The 15,885-nt window shown below is 67.9% G+C and carries 12 protein-coding genes; 3 read left to right on the plus strand and 9 right to left on the minus strand.

The window, feature by feature from the left end; genetic code table 11:
• Positions 1-38: 38 nt before the first annotated feature.
• Positions 39-596 carry a hypothetical protein gene (locus AC1RCS_RS17335; RefSeq protein ID WP_492245446.1) on the plus strand — a complete coding sequence of 186 codons (558 nt, stop codon included), beginning with the start codon at positions 39-41 and terminating at the stop codon, positions 594-596.
• A 39-nt stretch (positions 597-635) separates the two neighbouring features.
• On the opposite strand, the gene AC1RCS_RS17340 is transcribed toward AC1RCS_RS17335, so the two are convergent.
• From AC1RCS_RS17340 to AC1RCS_RS17360, 5 genes are read right to left on the minus strand one after another with little or no spacing between them, the layout of a single operon-like run.
• On the minus strand, positions 636-1,100 hold the full coding sequence (locus AC1RCS_RS17340) for a SixA phosphatase family protein (protein ID WP_492245445.1): 465 nt from the start codon (positions 1,098-1,100) through the stop codon (positions 636-638).
• A complete protein-coding gene (gene ppk1, locus AC1RCS_RS17345) occupies positions 1,097-3,283 on the minus strand; it encodes a polyphosphate kinase 1 (protein WP_492245444.1) in 2,187 nt (728 codons plus the stop codon). Before ppk1 ends, AC1RCS_RS17340 begins: the two co-directional genes overlap by 4 nt.
• A gap of 39 nt (positions 3,284-3,322) precedes the next feature.
• Entirely contained in the window at positions 3,323-4,411 is a 1,089-nt protein-coding gene (locus tag AC1RCS_RS17350; RefSeq protein WP_492245443.1) for a glycosyltransferase family 4 protein, read from the minus strand.
• A complete protein-coding gene (locus tag AC1RCS_RS17355; protein ID WP_218297668.1) occupies positions 4,408-5,277 on the minus strand; it encodes a UDP-2,3-diacylglucosamine diphosphatase in 870 nt (289 codons plus the stop codon). Before AC1RCS_RS17355 ends, AC1RCS_RS17350 begins: the two co-directional genes overlap by 4 nt.
• Positions 5,277-6,113, minus strand: a complete 837-nt coding sequence (locus AC1RCS_RS17360) for a GNAT family N-acetyltransferase (protein WP_218341599.1) — start codon at positions 6,111-6,113, stop codon at positions 5,277-5,279. The genes AC1RCS_RS17355 and AC1RCS_RS17360 overlap by 1 nt, the downstream gene beginning before the upstream one ends.
• 202 nt (positions 6,114-6,315) lie before the next feature.
• Here AC1RCS_RS17360 and AC1RCS_RS17365 point away from each other — a divergent pair, with 202 nt between their 5' ends.
• Positions 6,316-9,273, plus strand: coding sequence for a bifunctional diguanylate cyclase/phosphodiesterase (locus tag AC1RCS_RS17365; protein WP_492245442.1), 2,958 nt, complete (start codon positions 6,316-6,318; stop codon positions 9,271-9,273).
• Between the two features lie 122 nt (positions 9,274-9,395).
• Entirely contained in the window at positions 9,396-11,621 is a 2,226-nt protein-coding gene (locus AC1RCS_RS17370; protein WP_492245441.1) for an EAL domain-containing protein, read from the plus strand.
• A 237-nt stretch (positions 11,622-11,858) separates the two neighbouring features.
• On the opposite strand, the gene AC1RCS_RS17375 is transcribed toward AC1RCS_RS17370, so the two are convergent.
• The 4 genes from AC1RCS_RS17375 to folP form a co-directional block, all read right to left on the minus strand.
• Positions 11,859-12,896 carry an amino acid ABC transporter substrate-binding protein gene (locus tag AC1RCS_RS17375; protein WP_218297672.1) on the minus strand — a complete coding sequence of 346 codons (1,038 nt, stop codon included), beginning with the start codon at positions 12,894-12,896 and terminating at the stop codon, positions 11,859-11,861.
• 26 nt (positions 12,897-12,922) lie between these two features.
• Positions 12,923-13,486, minus strand: coding sequence for a GNAT family N-acetyltransferase (locus tag AC1RCS_RS17380; RefSeq protein WP_218297673.1), 564 nt, complete (start codon positions 13,484-13,486; stop codon positions 12,923-12,925).
• An 88-nt stretch (positions 13,487-13,574) separates the two neighbouring features.
• Positions 13,575-14,909 carry a phosphoglucosamine mutase gene (gene glmM, locus AC1RCS_RS17385; protein ID WP_218297674.1) on the minus strand — a complete coding sequence of 445 codons (1,335 nt, stop codon included), beginning with the start codon at positions 14,907-14,909 and terminating at the stop codon, positions 13,575-13,577.
• 93 nt (positions 14,910-15,002) lie between these two features.
• Positions 15,003-15,833 carry a dihydropteroate synthase gene (gene folP, locus AC1RCS_RS17390; RefSeq protein ID WP_492245440.1) on the minus strand — a complete coding sequence of 277 codons (831 nt, stop codon included), beginning with the start codon at positions 15,831-15,833 and terminating at the stop codon, positions 15,003-15,005.
• Between the last annotated feature and the right edge of the window lie 52 nt (positions 15,834-15,885).

Genomic DNA, 15,885 nt, shown 5'->3' on the forward strand with positions numbered 1-15,885 from the left:
TGTTTATACCGTTTATTTATTGACCCACTGCCTTCATCATGACCACCACCAGCGCCACACCACCCGCCCCGTCCGCCCCCGCAGCCACAGCCACAGCGCCCGCAAAACCTGCCAAGCCCTCTGCCTCGGTGGCCGCCAAATCACCCGCCAAGGCAGCGGCTCCCGCCAAGCAGGCCAGGAAAGCGGGCGCGAAGCCCGCTGCTGCCGCCCCCAAGGCGAAAGGGGCCAGCTCCAAGAAGGCTGCGGCCGCGCCCCAGCCCGCCAAAGCAAAAGCACCCACGCCGCAGGCTGCCCCGGACAGCAAGGCCAAGAAGCCCAAGCTGGTGCGTGACAGCTTTACCATCCCGAAGGATGAATACGCCGTCATCGAGACACTGAAGCAGCGCTCTGCGGCGCTCGCGCAGCCCGTGAAGAAGAGCGAGCTGTTGCGCGCCGGCCTGAAGGTGCTGGCGGCGATGTCCGACAGCGCACTGCGCACCGCAGTGCAGGCCGTGCCGTCCATCAAGACGGGACGCCCCAAGGCCCAAGCGGCCGCAGCCCCCGTCGCCGCGGCCGCACCGGCCGCCAGGACCGCCGCCAAGGCCACGCGCAAGTGAGCCGGTCTGCGCCGGGGACGGCCCCTGGCGCAACCGGCATCAAACAAACTCGGGCGACTGAACGGCGATCAGCAATGTCTGGCTTTGGTCCAGCCGCTGCCGCTGCCTCAGCCACCAGACCGAGCCCTTGCGCACGGCGCATTCCGAAGCCTGCAGCCCCATCAGCTGGGCGATGGTCTGCCCCAGCATGGGCTGGTGGCCCACGATCAGCACCGTGCCCTTGGCGCGCGGCCACTGTGCGAGGTCCAGCAGTTCCTGCGGCGTCCCGCCCGGCAGCAGCTCGGCCCGCATCTTGAACTTGCGCCCCAGGGCGCTGGCCGTCTGCTCGGTGCGCCGCGAGGGGCTGGCCAGCACGCGCAGGCCCTCGGGCAGCTGCCGGTCCAGCCATGCAGCCATGCGCGCTGCCTGCTTTTCGCCCCGCGGCGTCAAGACCCGCGCCAGGTCATCACCCCCCTCAGCGGCTTCTTCCGCCTCCGCATGTCGCCACAGGATGAGATCCATCATGCTGTCCCTTGGTCGATTTGCGCCCGGGAAGGGGCCGGTCCGTAGCGGACCATCAGGGCGTCCTGGGCGCCCACTCCGTCCTCGGGGCGGGGTGCCCGGTCATAGCCTCCCTGCGCATTCAGCGTCCATGCGTCCCGGTCATCGTGCAGGTAGGCCACCAGGCATTCGTCAACGATCTGCTGCCGCAGGCGCGGGTCCGTCACGGGCCAGGCCAGTTCCACGCGCCGCATCATGTTGCGGTTCATCCAGTCGGCACTGGAAAGGTACAGGTCCTCGTCGCTGCCGCAGCGGAAGTAGAAGACCCGCGTGTGCTCGAGGAAGCGGCCGATCACCGAGCGCACCCGGATGTTGTCGGTCACCCCGGGCACCTGGGCCGCGAGCATGCAGGCCCCGCGCACGATGAGGTCGATGCGCGCTCCGCGCTGGGCGGCCAGAATCAGCGCGCGCATCAAGGCTTCATCGGTCAGGGCATTCATCTTGGCCACGATGCGCGCATCCTCTCCCCGGCTCGCGGCCTGCCCCACCTGCTCGATCTTCTCCAGCATGCGCCGGTGCAGATGGAACGGCGCCAGCATCAGCTTGCGCAGCTTGGGCGGGCGGTTCTGGCTCGCGAGGTGGTTGAACACCCCGTCCATGTCCGCCGTGGTTTCCTCGTCGGCAGTGAGATAGCTCAGATCGGTATAGAGCCGTGCCGTGCGCACGTTGTAGTTGCCGGTGGACAGGTGCCCGTACCGCCGCAGCTGGCGCCCTTCCCTGCGCGTGACCAGCAGCATCTTGGCATGTGTCTTGAGCCCCACCACGCCATACACCACCTGCGCGCCGATCGACTCCAGCGCCTCGGCCCAGTTGATGTTGGCTTCCTCGTCAAAGCGGGCCTTGAGTTCCACGACCGCCATGACCTCCTTGCCCCGGCGCACGGCTTCGGTCAGCAGGTCCATGAGTTCGGAATCGCCACCGGTGCGGTAGATCGTCTGCTTGATGACGAGGACGTCGGGATCGTTGACGGCCTCGCGCAGGAAAGCGAGCAGTCCGTCGAAGCTCTCGAACGGCTGGTGGATGAGCACGTCGCGCTGGCGCAGCTGCTCCATGATGGACACCCCGGCCTGCAATTGCCGTGGCCAGGCGGAATTCCAGGTCGGAAACAGCAGGGCGGGTGCATCCACCAGGTCCACCAGCTGGGTCAGGCGCACCAGGTTCACGGGCCCGGGTACCCGGTACAAGGCGGCGGGGGGCAAGGCAAACTGCGCCAGCAAAAAGTCGGACAGGAATTGCGAACATCCCGCGGACACTTCCAGCCGGACGGCCTGCCCATAGTGCCTGTGCTGCAAGCCCTGGCGCAGGGCTGTCCGCAGATTGCGCACATCCTCCTCATCCAGCGCGAGGTCGGAATGGCGCGTCACCCGGAATTGCGAGAACTCCGTCACCTCGCGCCCCGGAAAGAGCTCGTCCAGGTGTGCCCGCACGATGCTGGAAAGGCTCACGAAAAGCGCTTCCGAGGGTGCCACGCGGGCAGGCATGCGAATCAGCCTGGGCAGGGCCCTGGGAACCTTGACGATGGCGATCTCGTTCTCTCGCCCGAATGCATCGTGCCCCTTCAGGCGCACGATGAAGTTCAGGGACTTGTTGGCCACCTGGGGAAAGGGGTGCGCGGGGTCCAGCCCCACCGGGATCAGCAGCGGCCGCACCTCGCCCACGAAATACTCGTGGACCCAGCGCTTCTGGGCGGGCGAACGCTCCCCATGCCCCACGATCCGGATGCCATGGGCGGCAAACGCAGGCACCAGGGACTCGTTGTACAGCGTGTACTGCCGGTCCACCAGCCCGTGCACCTTGGCGGCCACTGCTTCGAAGGATGCCGTCGAATAAAGGCCCTGGGTCTCGCCTTTCTGGGCCGCGGTGATGTGCGGCGCGGCACGCACTTCAAAAAACTCGTCCAGGTTGGACGACACGATGCACAGGTAGCGCAGCCGCTCCAGCAGCGGCACATCCGTTCTCACGGCCCAGTCGAACACCCGTTCGTTGAACGCGAGGATGCTGTGGTCCCTGTCCAGGAACATGTGGGGCGGCGCCGCAGTGGGCGCGGCTGCCGGTGCGTGGCCCACGCCGCCGTCGCGTGGCGTCGGCGTGGCATCGGGACTGTCACACGACAGGGCAACAGCGTCATCGGGGGGCAAGGGCAACATGGATACGCAAGCGCGACGAGTGCAGGATGGCTGCAGTATTTAACGCCCAGATGACAAAGATGTGACAGGCTCCGTGACAGTCACACGCGCCGCGCCCTGTGTCCGGGCAGGAACCAGGTACTGCTCGAACAGCCGCGCGGCGTGGGCCCATGTGAAATCGAGCGCACGCGCCCGGGCGTCGGAGCGGGCAATCGCCAGCGCCTCCTGGCTTGCAGTCAGCAAATCGTCATGCAGCACGCCCCCCCGTGCCGGCTGGCCAGGATGTGCACCCAGCACTTCCATCGGCCCGTCCACGGGGAAAGCGGCCACCGGCGTTCCGCAGGCCATGGCCTCGAGCATGACCAGCCCGAAGGTTTCAGAACGGCTGGGAAACACAAAAACATCCGCCGCCGCATACACCTGGGCCAGTGCCGGGCGGTCCAGGATGCCCAGCCAGCGGACCTGCGGGTACCTGGCCTTCAGGCGCGCCTCCAGCGGGCCGACACCACACACCACCTTGGAGCCGGGCATGTCCAGCCGGAGGAAGGCCTCGATGTTCTTTTCGTACGAGATCCGTCCCACGTACAAGGCCACGGGATGGGCCAGGGCCCCCATGAGCGGGCTGGGGGTGGTGGCGCCGTGGAACGCGAAAGCCTGCGTGTCAACGCCATGGGTCCACAGGCGCAGGTTGCGAAATCCCCGGTGCTCCAGCATCTGCAGGACGCCGTGCGTCGGCACCATCACGCCCGATGACGGGCGATGGAAATGACGGAACAGCGCGTACCCCCATCCAAGCGGCACCCGCAAGGCCGCGTTCAGTATTTCCGGGAAACGGGTATGGAATGCCGTGGTGAATGCCAGGCCCTTGCGCAGGCAGTAGCGGCGCCCCGCCCAGCCCAGCGGCCCCTCGGTGGCAAGGTGGATGGCGTCGGGCTCCATCGCATCCAGCATCCCTGCCACGCGCTGCGCGGGCCGCACGGCCAGATCGATCCCTGCATAGCCAGGGCACGGGCGCGTTGCGAACTGGCCGGGATGCAGCACCTGGACCGCGTGCCCGGCGGCTTCCAGCTCCCGCACCAGCTCCAGCAGCGTGGTGACGACCCCGTTGACCTGGGGAAGCCAGGCATCCGTCAGCAAGGCGATTTTCATAGGGCAACGGCGGCCTCGGTCCGCGATGTGTCGGCGAAGGGAGAAGCGGGCCACTGGAGCAGTTCCAGCCGGCCGTCCAGGTGTTCGACCAGCGCGGTGTGGCTTTCCACCCAGTCGCCGTCATTGCAATACAGGGTTCCGCCGATCTCCCGCATCTCCGCGCGGTGGATATGGCCGCACACCACGCCGTCATGTCCCCTGCGGCGCGCCTCGGCGGCCACGGCCACTTCAAAGTCGGTCACGTAATTGAGCGCCTTCTTGACCTTGCCCTTCAGGTAGGCCGACAGCGACCAGTAGGGCAGCCCCATGCGGGCGCGCAAGGTGTTGAGGTGCCGGTTGAGCCGCAGCGTGAACTCATACAGGTTGTCCCCCAGGTAGGCCAGCCACTTGGCGCACTGGATCACTCCGTCAAAGTGGTCTCCGTGCGTGACCCACAGGCTGCGGCCGTCCGCCGTGGTGTGCACCGCCTCGGCCAGCACTTCGATGCCGCCGAACGAGTGGCCGACAAAGGCGCGTGCAAACTCGTCATGGTTGCCAGGCACGAAGACCACCCGGCATCCCTTGCGCGCGCGCCGCAGGAGCTTTTGCACGACATCGTTGTGGGCCTGGGGCCAGAACCACTTGCGGCGCAGCTGCCAGCCGTCGACGATGTCGCCCACGAGGTAGAGGTGGTCGCTGGGGTGGTGCTTGAGAAAGTCCAGCAGCGCGACCGCCTGGCACCCCGGGGTGCCCAGGTGCAAATCCGAAATGAAGACCGCGCGGTACCGGCGATGACCCGCCGCGAAGGCATGTGCGTCGTCGGCCATGTCCTCGTGGCCCACGGACGGTTCCATCCAGGGGCCCAGGGCATCGAACGCGGTGCGCATCAGGCCCCCAGGAAATGCTTGCGGTAGCGGGGGTGCAGGTCCGCCAGGCGCATCAGCATCGGCAGGTCCGCGGTGTTGAAGTCCGGGTCCCAGGCTGGAGCGCCCAGCACGCGCGCGCCCAAGCGCAGGTAGCCCTTGATGAGCGCCGGGGGCTCCACCGTGATCGAACCGTCCAGCTGCTCGACGGGCAGCGGCAGCCGGGGAAGCACGTGGTATTCGATGGGGGCCAGGTGTGTCTTGCGCACCTGCTGCCAGATGCTCGCGGCCGCGTCGCCGCTGACGACGCCGTTGTGCAGCATGGGGATGCTGGCGCAGCCGATCATCGTGTCGAGCTGGTTGCGCACCATGAAATCCGCCAGCGCGCTCCACAGCGCCATGATCACGCCGCCGTGGCGGTGGTCGGGGTGCACGCAGCTGCGGCCCAGCTCCACCATGCGCGGGCGCAGGGAGCGCAGCCGCGTCAGGTCGAACTCGGTGTCGCTGTAGGTGCCGCCGACGCGCCGGGCCTGTGCGGGAGTGAGCACGCGGTAAGTCCCAATGACTTGCTGGCTCTGGGCGTCGCGCACCAGCAGGTGCTCGCAATAGTCGTCGAACAGGTCCACGTCGTGGCCGGGGATGGGGGTCGTCAATCGAGCGCCCATCTCCGCCGCGAACACATCGAACCGCAACCGCTGCGCCTGGCGCACCTCATCTTCATGCCGCGCCCATGCCACCTCGATGGCCCCCCGCGCCGCCACCGGCTGCAGGGCGCCGGGCATGGCAGCCGTGCCGCGAAGCGGCCGCTGGGGAACGATTTCGGCGGACAGGGGCGGCGTCAAGGTGGGCAGCTCATTCATGGTGCAACATCTCCTTGTGTCAGGACGGGTTCGGCTGGAGGCCCCAACCATGGGCTGGGAACCGTTTCCCCTGGGCACGAGTGTGAAATTGCCGCGTGACGCCGCCATGTCGGCCGCATGTCAATCCCATGACAGCGGATCGCCGCGCAGAACCCCGCATCGGCTCCAACGGGCCTGCATAATTGGTTCAGGAAACCGCACCGTGCACGCATCCGCCCCCACCCGCTCCCGAAGCCCTCTTGCGGGCTCGCTGGTCGTGTTTGTTCTGGCGGCGGCCTGTGCCGGGGTGGTGGTGTGGGCCCTTGAGCGCCAGGAGCGCGCCCAGCACCGCACGCAGGTGACGGACATGGCGGGTGACCACGTCCAGGCGCTGCAACGCGCCATCGAGCTGGCCCTGTCGGCCAACAACACCCTGGTGGCGCTGGTGCGCCAGGGCCGGGGAGAGGTGACGCAGTTCGAGGAGATCGGCACGCAGATGCTGCCCTTCTACCCGGGCATCACGGCCATGGGCCTCTCTCCCGGGGGGGTGGTCAAACAGGTCGTGCCGCGCCAGGGCAACGAGAACTCCATCGGTTTCGACCAGCTCAACGACCGCCGGCAGGGCCCCGAATCCGCCAGGGCCCGGGAGTCGGGCCGGCTGACCCTGGCCGGCCCCATGGAGCTGGTGCAAGGCGGCCTGGGCGTGGTGGGGCGCCAGCCCGTCTACCTCGACGATGCCCAGGGGCACCGCGCCTTCTGGGGGTTCACCTACGTCACCATCCGCCTGCCCGAAGTGCTGGCCGCCGCGCGCCTGCCGCAGCTGACGCTGCGCGGCTACCACTACCGGCTGTGGCGCGTCCGGCCCGACACGGGCGAGGAACAGACCATTGCCGCATCCGACCCGCCCCCGGGCGCGGACGCGGTGGGCCGGTCGCTGACCCTGCCCAACGGGCAATGGACCCTGAGCCTGGTCCCCATCAAGGGCTGGGGCGACCCGGCCGTGCTGCTCATGCGCTGCGCGGTGGGCCTGCTGTTTGCCTTGATGATGACCTACCTGGCCCGGCTTCTTTTCGAGCTGAAGGCCCACGAGCGCGGGCTGGCCTATCAGGTGGCCCAGCGCACATCGGAAATCCAGGCCACCCAGCAGCAGCTGCACGCCACCATCGACGCCATCCCGGACCCTCTCTTCGAACTCGACCAGGACGGGTTCTATTGCAGCGTGCACAGCCAGCGCGCCGAATTGCTCATGGGCCCCGCCGAAACGCTGGTGGGACGCAACGTGACCGAGGTGCTGCCAGCGCTGGCAGCCCTGTCGGTGCTGGACGTGCTGAGCGATGCCCAGGCGCAGGGCTGGTCCTCCGGGCGGCAGATCATGCTCGACCTGCCCGGGGTGGGCACCACGTGGTTTGAGCTGTCCGCCGCGCGCAAGGCCACGTCCGCGGGCGCGGGCGCGAAGCCACGGTTCATCCTGCTGTCGCGCGACATCACGGAGCGCAAGCGGTCCCAGGAGCAACTGCAGCTGACCGCCCAGGTGTTCGACCAGAGCAGCGAAGCCATCGTGATCGCCGACGCGGCCCATACGATCGTGCGCATCAACCGGGCTTTCACGCGGATCACGGGGTACACGGAAACCGAAGCCGTGGGGCAGTCCGTGCGCCTGCTCACGGTCGCCCGGCCGGCAGACAACGCCAGCGCCGACGCCGTGTACGCACGGCTGTCCCAGGACGGCCACTGGGAGGGCGAGGCCTGCGGCCGCCGCAAGGATGGGTCCACCTACCCCCAGTGGCTGTCGGTCAGCAGCGTGCGCGATGGCAATGGCGTCGCCACGCACTCCATCACGCTGTTTCGCGACATCACGCAGCAGCGCGAGGCCCAGGACCGCATCCAGCGCCTGGCGCATTTCGACCCGCTCACGAACCTTCCCAACCGCGCGCTGCTGGCCGAGCGCGCGCAGCACCTCATTGCCAACGAGCAGGCGCGAGGCGGCACCCTGGCCATGCTGTTCCTGGACCTGGACCACTTCAAGAACGTCAACGATTCGCTGGGCCACCGCATTGGAGACATCCTGCTCGTGGCAGTGGCGCAGCGCCTTCAGTCCCTGCTGCGGCCTCAGGACACCGTCTCGCGCCTGGGGGGCGATGAATTTCTGCTGCTGCTGCCCGCCACCTCGGCACCCTCCGCGGCCGACATGGCAACCCGGCTGCTCGCGGCCATCGCCCAGCCGTTTCAGGTGGACCCGTACGAACTCACCACCACCTTGTCGGTGGGCATCGCGATGTATCCCGCCGATGGCGACTCGTTCGACACGCTGTACCAGCGGGCCGATGCCGCCATGTACCGTGCCAAGCAGAACGGACGCAACCGGTACGGTTTCTTCACCGCCGACCTCGAGGCGCGCACGGCGCGCGCCCTGCTGATCGAGAACGCCCTGCGCCGCGCGCTGGAGCGCAACCAGTTCGAACTGCACTACCAGCCCCAGGTCTCGCTCACCGCGCGCCAGGTGGTGGGGGCCGAGGCACTGCTGCGCTGGCGCCATCCCGAGCTGGGCATGGTGTCGCCGGCCGAGTTCATTCCGGTGGCCGAAAGCAGCGGCATGATCGTGGCGATCGGGGAATGGGTGATCCACACCGCGGTGAAGGACGCCAAACGCTGGCTGGATCTGCAGCTGCCCCTGCGGGCGGTGTCCGTGAACGTCTCCGCCGTCCAGTTCAGGCATCCCCAGCTGCCCGAGATGGTCACGCGCTGCCTGGAACAGGCAGGCCTGCCCGCGCGCCGGCTGGAGCTGGAGCTGACCGAGGGCGCCGCGGTGGACGACCCCGCCGCCGCGCTCGCCATGATGGACCAGCTTCACGACCGCGGCGTGCGCCTGTCCATGGACGACTTCGGCACCGGATATTCCTCGTTGAGCTACCTCAAGCGGTTCCAGATCTACAAGCTCAAGATCGACCAGTCGTTCGTGCGCGATCTGGAAGACGATGCCAATGACCGGGCCATCGTGAGCGCCATCATCCGCATGGCGCAGGCCCTGGGCATGCAGACCACGGCGGAGGGGGTGGAAACCGACGGCCAGGTCGAGTTCCTGCAGGCCCAGGGCTGCGACGAGGGCCAGGGGTTCTACTTCAGCCGCCCCCTGCCCGCGCCGGAGTTCGAGGCGTACCTGCGCGCTCAGCGGGACCACTGAAGCCGACCCGACCCTGCACGGGAAAGGGCCGGACGCCCCGCCGAAAGGCTTGTAAGGGAGCGCTGCTACACTTTGGTACAAATTACCAAGGCCGCCTGGCCCTCCCGCCCGTACCGGTTTCCATGTCTGCGCCGTACAGCTCTCCAGAATTGCAGCGTCCTGGAGTTGCCACCGACACCCCCCTGCAACGCGCGCTGCGCGAACAGCAAACCCTGCTCGACAGTGCGGGCGTGGGCATTGTTTTCCTGCGCCAGCGCAGCGTGGTGCGCTGCAACCAGCGGTACGCCGAGATCTTCGGCTACGCCAGCGCCGAAGGGCTGGTGGGCCTCAACACCGAGGCGTTCTACCCTTCGCGCGATGCCTTTCGCGATCTGGGCCGCACCGCCTACCCGGTGCTCGCCCAGGGCCAGGCCTTCCGCGTGGAGCGCCAATTGCGCCGGCGCGACGGCTCCTTGTTCTGGGGCAGCCTGACGGGGCGGCTCATCAATCCGCACGACACGACCGAAGGCTCCATCTGGATCCTGGACGATATCGACGAGCAACGGCGCGCGCAGGCCGCGCTGGGCGCCGCGGTCCGCGAAAAACAGCTGCTGTTCGACAGCGCCATGGTGGGCATCGTGTTCCTGCGCGACCGGCGCCTGACCCGGTGCAACCACCACTTCGAGCAGATGCTGGGCTACCAGCCGGGGGAACTGGCGGGCAGCCCGTCGCGCCGCTGGTATGCCAGCGACGCCGCGTGGGAAGAAGTCGGCCGCCGGTGCTATCCGCAGCTGGCCGCCGGCCATTCGTACGAAGGCGAGCTGGAACTGTGCCGCAAGGACGGCACCCCCGTGATCTGCGAGGTGCGCAGCAAATCCATAGATCCCGCCGATCCATCGCAGGGCTCCATCTGGATCACCATGGACATCACGGAGCGAAAGCAGGCACAGGCCGTCCTGGCCAGCACGCACGAGGACCTGGAACGGCAGGTGCAGGACCGCACCCGCGAACTGCGCGAGACCGTGGACAACCTGCACCGCGAGATCAACGACCGCAAGGCCGACCAGGAGCGCATCTACTGGCTCGCCCACTATGACGCCCTCACGGGCCTGCCCAACCGCGCCCTGCTGTCCGAGCGCGCGCAGCAGGCCATCCGCGTGGCCCAGGAGGGCAACACGCCCCTGGCCCTGATCTTCCTGGACCTGGATCACTTCAAGCACGTGAACGACTCGCTGGGCCACCGGGTGGGCGATGCACTGCTGGTGGAGATCGCCAAGCGGCTGCGCGCCGTGGTGCGCGACAAGGACACGGTGTCGCGCCTGGGTGGCGACGAGTTCATCCTGCTGCTGCCCGGCGCCAATGCGCACGGCGCGGCCCGCGTGGCCGGCAAGCTGCAGGAGGCCTCGCGCCAGCACTACCAGATCGACCACCATGAACTGACCATGGCCCCGTCCATGGGCATCGCGCTGTTCCCCCAGGACGGCAAGGACTTCGACACCCTGACGCAGTCGGCCGACGTGGCCATGTACCGCGCCAAGCTCGACGGGCGCAACACATTCAAGTTCTTCACCCCGGAAATGCAGGCGCAGTCGGTGCGCGCGCTGCAGCTCGAAAACGCCCTGCGCCGGGCGCTGGAGCGCAACCAGTTCCACTTGCACTACCAGCCGCAGATGAGCCTGACCACCGGGGCCGTGCGCAGCGTGGAAGCCCTGCTGCGCTGGCAGCACCCGCAGCTCGGTGGAGTGTCGCCCGCCGAATTCATTCCCATTGCAGAAGACAGCGGGCAGATCCTGCAGATCGGCGAATGGGTGCTGCGCACCGCGCTCTCGCAGCTCAAGACCTGGCGGGCCTGCGGGTTCCCGGGCCTGACGATGGCCGTGAACCTCTCGGCCATCCAGTTCCGCCAGCCCCAGTTGCCCGAACTGGTAAGCCGCATGCTGGCCGAATTCGACCTGCCGCCGGATTGCCTGGAGCTGGAGCTGACCGAAGGCGTGGCCGTGGACGACCCGCATGCCGCGGTGGCCACCATGGACCAGCTGCACGCGCGCGGCGTGCGCATGTCGATGGATGACTTCGGCACCGGCTATTCATCGCTGAGCCAGCTCAAGCGATTTCAGATCTTCAAGCTCAAGATCGACCAGTCGTTCGTGCGCGACCTGGGCAACGACAACAACGACCGCGCCATCGTGAGCGCCATCATCCGCATGGCCCAGGCGCTGGGCATGCGCACCACGGCCGAAGGCGTGGAGACCGAAGGCCAATTGGCCTACCTGCGTGAGCAGGGCTGCGACGAGGCGCAGGGTTACCACTTCAGCATGCCGCTGTCGGCACCGGAGCTGGAAGCCTTCATGCGGCGGCAGCTGCATTGAGCCGGCCGGCCGGCAGCACGATCGTGCCGCGGCCCGGACCCGCCGGACCGGCTCTCACAGACCCGCCCGGGCAACAGGCCTCCACACGGGGAAATTTTGAATAAAATCAGCCCCTGACGCTTTATAGATAAGCGCGAGCAGCTATAAATATAATAGCAAATGCACTGTATTGCATTGCACTGCCGCGATGCCCGAGCTGTCGTCCGCACCGCGCGCGCAGATCCCTCCAGGCAACGCTCAGCGGATCGGAAAGGCGTACATCAGGCCCTGCCTGTTCCACAGGTTGTTGAGGCCGCGCGGCAGCGCCAACGCCGACTTCTGCCCGACGTTGCGCTCGAAGATCTCGCCATAGTTGCCGGTGGTCCTGACGGCGCGCAGCAGCCAGTCGCGGTCCAGGCCGAGCAGCTTTCCGGTGTCTTCCGAGGTTCCCAGCATGCGCTGCACCGCCGGGTGGCTGCTGCTGGTTTTCAGCTGGTCCGCGTTGGCCTGTGTCACGCCCTGCTCTTCGGCTTCGATGAGGCCGTAGATCACCCACTTGACCACCGCGAACCACTCGTCGTCCCCCCGCCGCACCATGGGGCCCAGAGGCTCCTTGGAGATGAGCTCGGGCAGGATGGTGTGCGTTGCCGCGCCTTGCGGAACGCCGCTGCGCAGGGATGCCAGGCCCGAGGCATCGGTGGTGAACGCGGAGCAGCGCCCCGACAGGTAGGCCGACGTTGCCGCGTCCACCTTCTCGAACATCACGGGCTTGATGTCGAGGTCGTGGGCACGGGAATAGTCGGCCAGGTTCTTTTCCGTCGTGGTGCCTGACTGCACGCACACGGTCTGCCCCTTGAGCTGGCGGAGGTTCTTGATCTTGCTCCTGGCCGGCACGATGAAGCCCTGGCCGTCGTAGTAGGTCACGGCCGTCTGGTGCAGGCCCAGCGATGCGTCGCGCGCCAGCGAGAATGTGGTGTTGCGCGAAAGCACGTCCACCTCGCCGGATTGCAGCGCGGTGAAGCGCTGCGGCACGTCCAGCGGCACGTACTTGACCTTCTGGCCGTCGCCCAGCACCGCGGCCGCAAGCGCCCGGCAGATGTCGACGTCCAGGCCCGACCACCGGCCACTGGAGTCCGCGATCGCAAACCCGGCCAGCCCGGTGTTGACGCCGCACACCACCTGCCCGCGCGCCCGGATGCCGTCAAGCGTCTTGCCCGCATGGGCAGCGGGCGCCGCGAGCAACGCCGCCAATGCGGTGGCGCCCACCGCGGCGATCTGGCCCAGAGATGTCTTCATACGGTCTTGTCTCCCGGAAAAGTGATTCAGAGTACCGCGGGTGGCACAGGCCCTGCCCCGTCCAGCATCTTCTGCAGAAACTGCGCCTGTCCCATGCTGGGGTCCAGCGTGTAGGCGGCGAAGCCTTCCCGTTCGTACGCGCGCAGGGCGCTGCGGTTGCCCGAAAGCACTTCCAGCGTGAGCTTGCAGGCACCCCGCTCGCGCGCCAGCGCCTCCACCGACTGCAGCATGCGCTGGGCAATGCGGTGGCCGCGCCAGCCGGGGGCCACCACCACGTCATGCACGTTGACCAGGGGCCGGCAGGCAAAGGTCGAAAAACCCTCCAGGCAATTGACCAGCCCCACGGGCACCTCGCCGTGCGGCGCCGCGGCGTCGGCCGCCCATGCGATCACGCTGAAAGCCTGGGGCCTGCGCCGCAAGGCTTCGGGCAGGCCGCGCAGGACCTCGGCGCTGAGCGGCGCGCCTCCCCCCGCCACGTCCTTCGCATAGCTGTCGAGCAGTTCAACCAACGCCCGGGCTTGGCGGGCATCGCCATAGTCCACGCGCCGGACGGTGATGGGAGTGAGAGCATCGGTGGTGGTGGAAGGCATCAGCAACGGTTCCAGGCTGGCGGCAAAGACAGCAGCGTAGCCGATCGCACGGCGCGCCCCACAGTGGCGATGGCGCGCGGCGCCACCATCAGCCGGCACGGGCCGCGTCGGCCAGCTTCTGCGCACACGCGCTGGCCTGCTGCGCATCGCGCGCCTCGACCATCACGCGCAGCAGCGGTTCGGTGCCGCTCGCGCGGATCAGCACCCGGCCCGTGGCGCCCAGCTCCTGCTCCACGGCGCGGGTGGTCTCCTCCAGGCGGCGGTTGGACTTCCAGTCCTGCCCGGGCGCCAGGCGCACATTGAGCAGCACCTGGGGGTAGAGCGTGATGTCCGCCAGCAGCTGCGCCAGCGTGCGCCCGCTGCGCACGCTGGCCTGCAGCACCTGCAGCGCGCTCACCAGGCCGTCGCCGGTGGTGTGGCGGTCCAGCGCGAGCAGGTGGCCCGACCCCTCGCCGCCCAGCACCCACTGGTGCCGCGCCAGCTCTTCGAGCACATAGCGGTCACCCACCTTGGCGCGCACAAACTTCACGCCCCGGGCCTGCAGCGCCACCTCCACCGCCATGTTGGTCATCAGGGTGCCGACGACGCCGGGCACATGCTCGTCACGGCCCATGCGGTCCGACGCCATGAGGTACAGAAGCTCGTCGCCGTTGTACAGCCGCCCGGTGGCATCCACGATCTGCAGCCGGTCGGCATCGCCATCAAGCGCGATGCCGTAGTCGGCGCGGTTGGCGCGCACGGCGCGCACGAGCGCGTCAGGGTGGGTGGCGCCCACCTCGTGGTTGATGTTGAGGCCATCGGGCGAGCAGCCAATCGACAGCACCTCGGCACCGAGTTCGTGAAAGACCTTGGGCGCCACCTGGTACGCCGCGCCATGGGCCGCGTCCACCACGATCTTGAGGCCCTTGAGGGTCAGGTCCTGCGGGAACGTGCTCTTGCAGAACTCGATGTAGCGGCCCGCGGCGTCATCGAGCCGGCGCGCCTTGCCCAGGCTGGCCGAGTCGGCCCACACCGGGGGCTCTGCCAGGGCGGCTTCGACCGCCTGCTCCCAGGCGTCGGGCAATTTGGTGCCCTGGGCGCTGAAGAACTTGATGCCGTTGTCGGGGTAAGGGTTGTGGCTGGCACTGATGACGACCCCCAAGCTCGCGCGCTGGGCACGGGTCAGGTACGCGACACCCGGGGTCGGCAAGGGGCCCAGCAGCACCACGTCCACGCCGGCGGAATTGAAACCCGACTCCAGCGCACTCTCCAGCATGTAGCCTGAAATGCGGGTGTCCTTGCCGATCAGCACCGTGGGCCGGTCTTCGGCCCTGCGCAGCACGCGCCCGACGGCATGGGCCAGGCGCAAGACGAAATCCGGGGTGATCGGAGGTTGCCCGACGGTGCCACGGATACCGTCGGTTCCAAAGTATTGGCGCGTCATGTTCTGGTGTCTCCTCGTGTGAATCTCTCGTTGTTTATTAATATGTGGATGCGGGCCGCCCGGCATGCTGCCCTCTCCTTGCAGCGCCCGGCCTCAACGCTCTCGCTGCATGGCGCTCCACACCGCCAGCGCCGACACGGTTTCTCGCACATCGTGCACGCGCACCACGGAAGCCCCGCGCTCCACGGCCAGCACGGCCGCGGCCACGCTCGGAACCATGCGCTGCTCCACCGCCAGCCCCGTCGCGGCCCCCAGGGACGACTTGCGCGACCAGCCCGCCAGGAGGGGGTAGCCCGCGCGCAACAATGCAGGCTGATGGGCCAGCAGCGCAAAATTCTGCTCCGGCGTCTTGCCGAATCCAATGCCAGGGTCCAGCACGATCCGGGTATTCTTGACCCCCAGCGCTTGCAGATCAAGCGCTGACTGCTGCAAGAACAATAGCACCTGCCGGACCACATCCCCCTGCATGGGGGCCGCTTGCATGGTCTGGGGGTCACGGTGCATGTGCATCAGGCACACGCCGCACTGCGGGTGCGATGCCACAACCTGCGCCGCGCCTGGCTGGCGCAGCGCCCAGATGTCGTTGACGATGTCGGCGCCAAGGTCCAGCACCGCCCGCATGACCTCGGGCTTGTAGGTATCGACGGAGACCGGGGCGCCCAGGGACACCGCGTCCCGCACCAAGGGCACCACGCGCGCGAGTTCTTCGTCCAGGGGCACCGCGGGGCTGCCGGGCCGCGTGGACTCCCCCCCGATATCCAGAATGTGGGCCCCGTCCTTGAGCAGCTGCTCACAATGCCGCAGGGCCCCCGCCGTGGAGCCATGGCGTCCGCCATCGGAAAACGAATCCGGCGTGGCGTTGACGATCCCCATGACGCGGGGCTCGGAAAGATCGATGGAAAAACGGGAGGTCTGCCAGAGCATGGTCCGTGGGGAAAAGAGATAGGGGCGTGCCGCCGCGGGGATCAGCAAGGGG

The organism is Acidovorax sp. GW823-FHT01C06 (assembly GCF_058798375.1).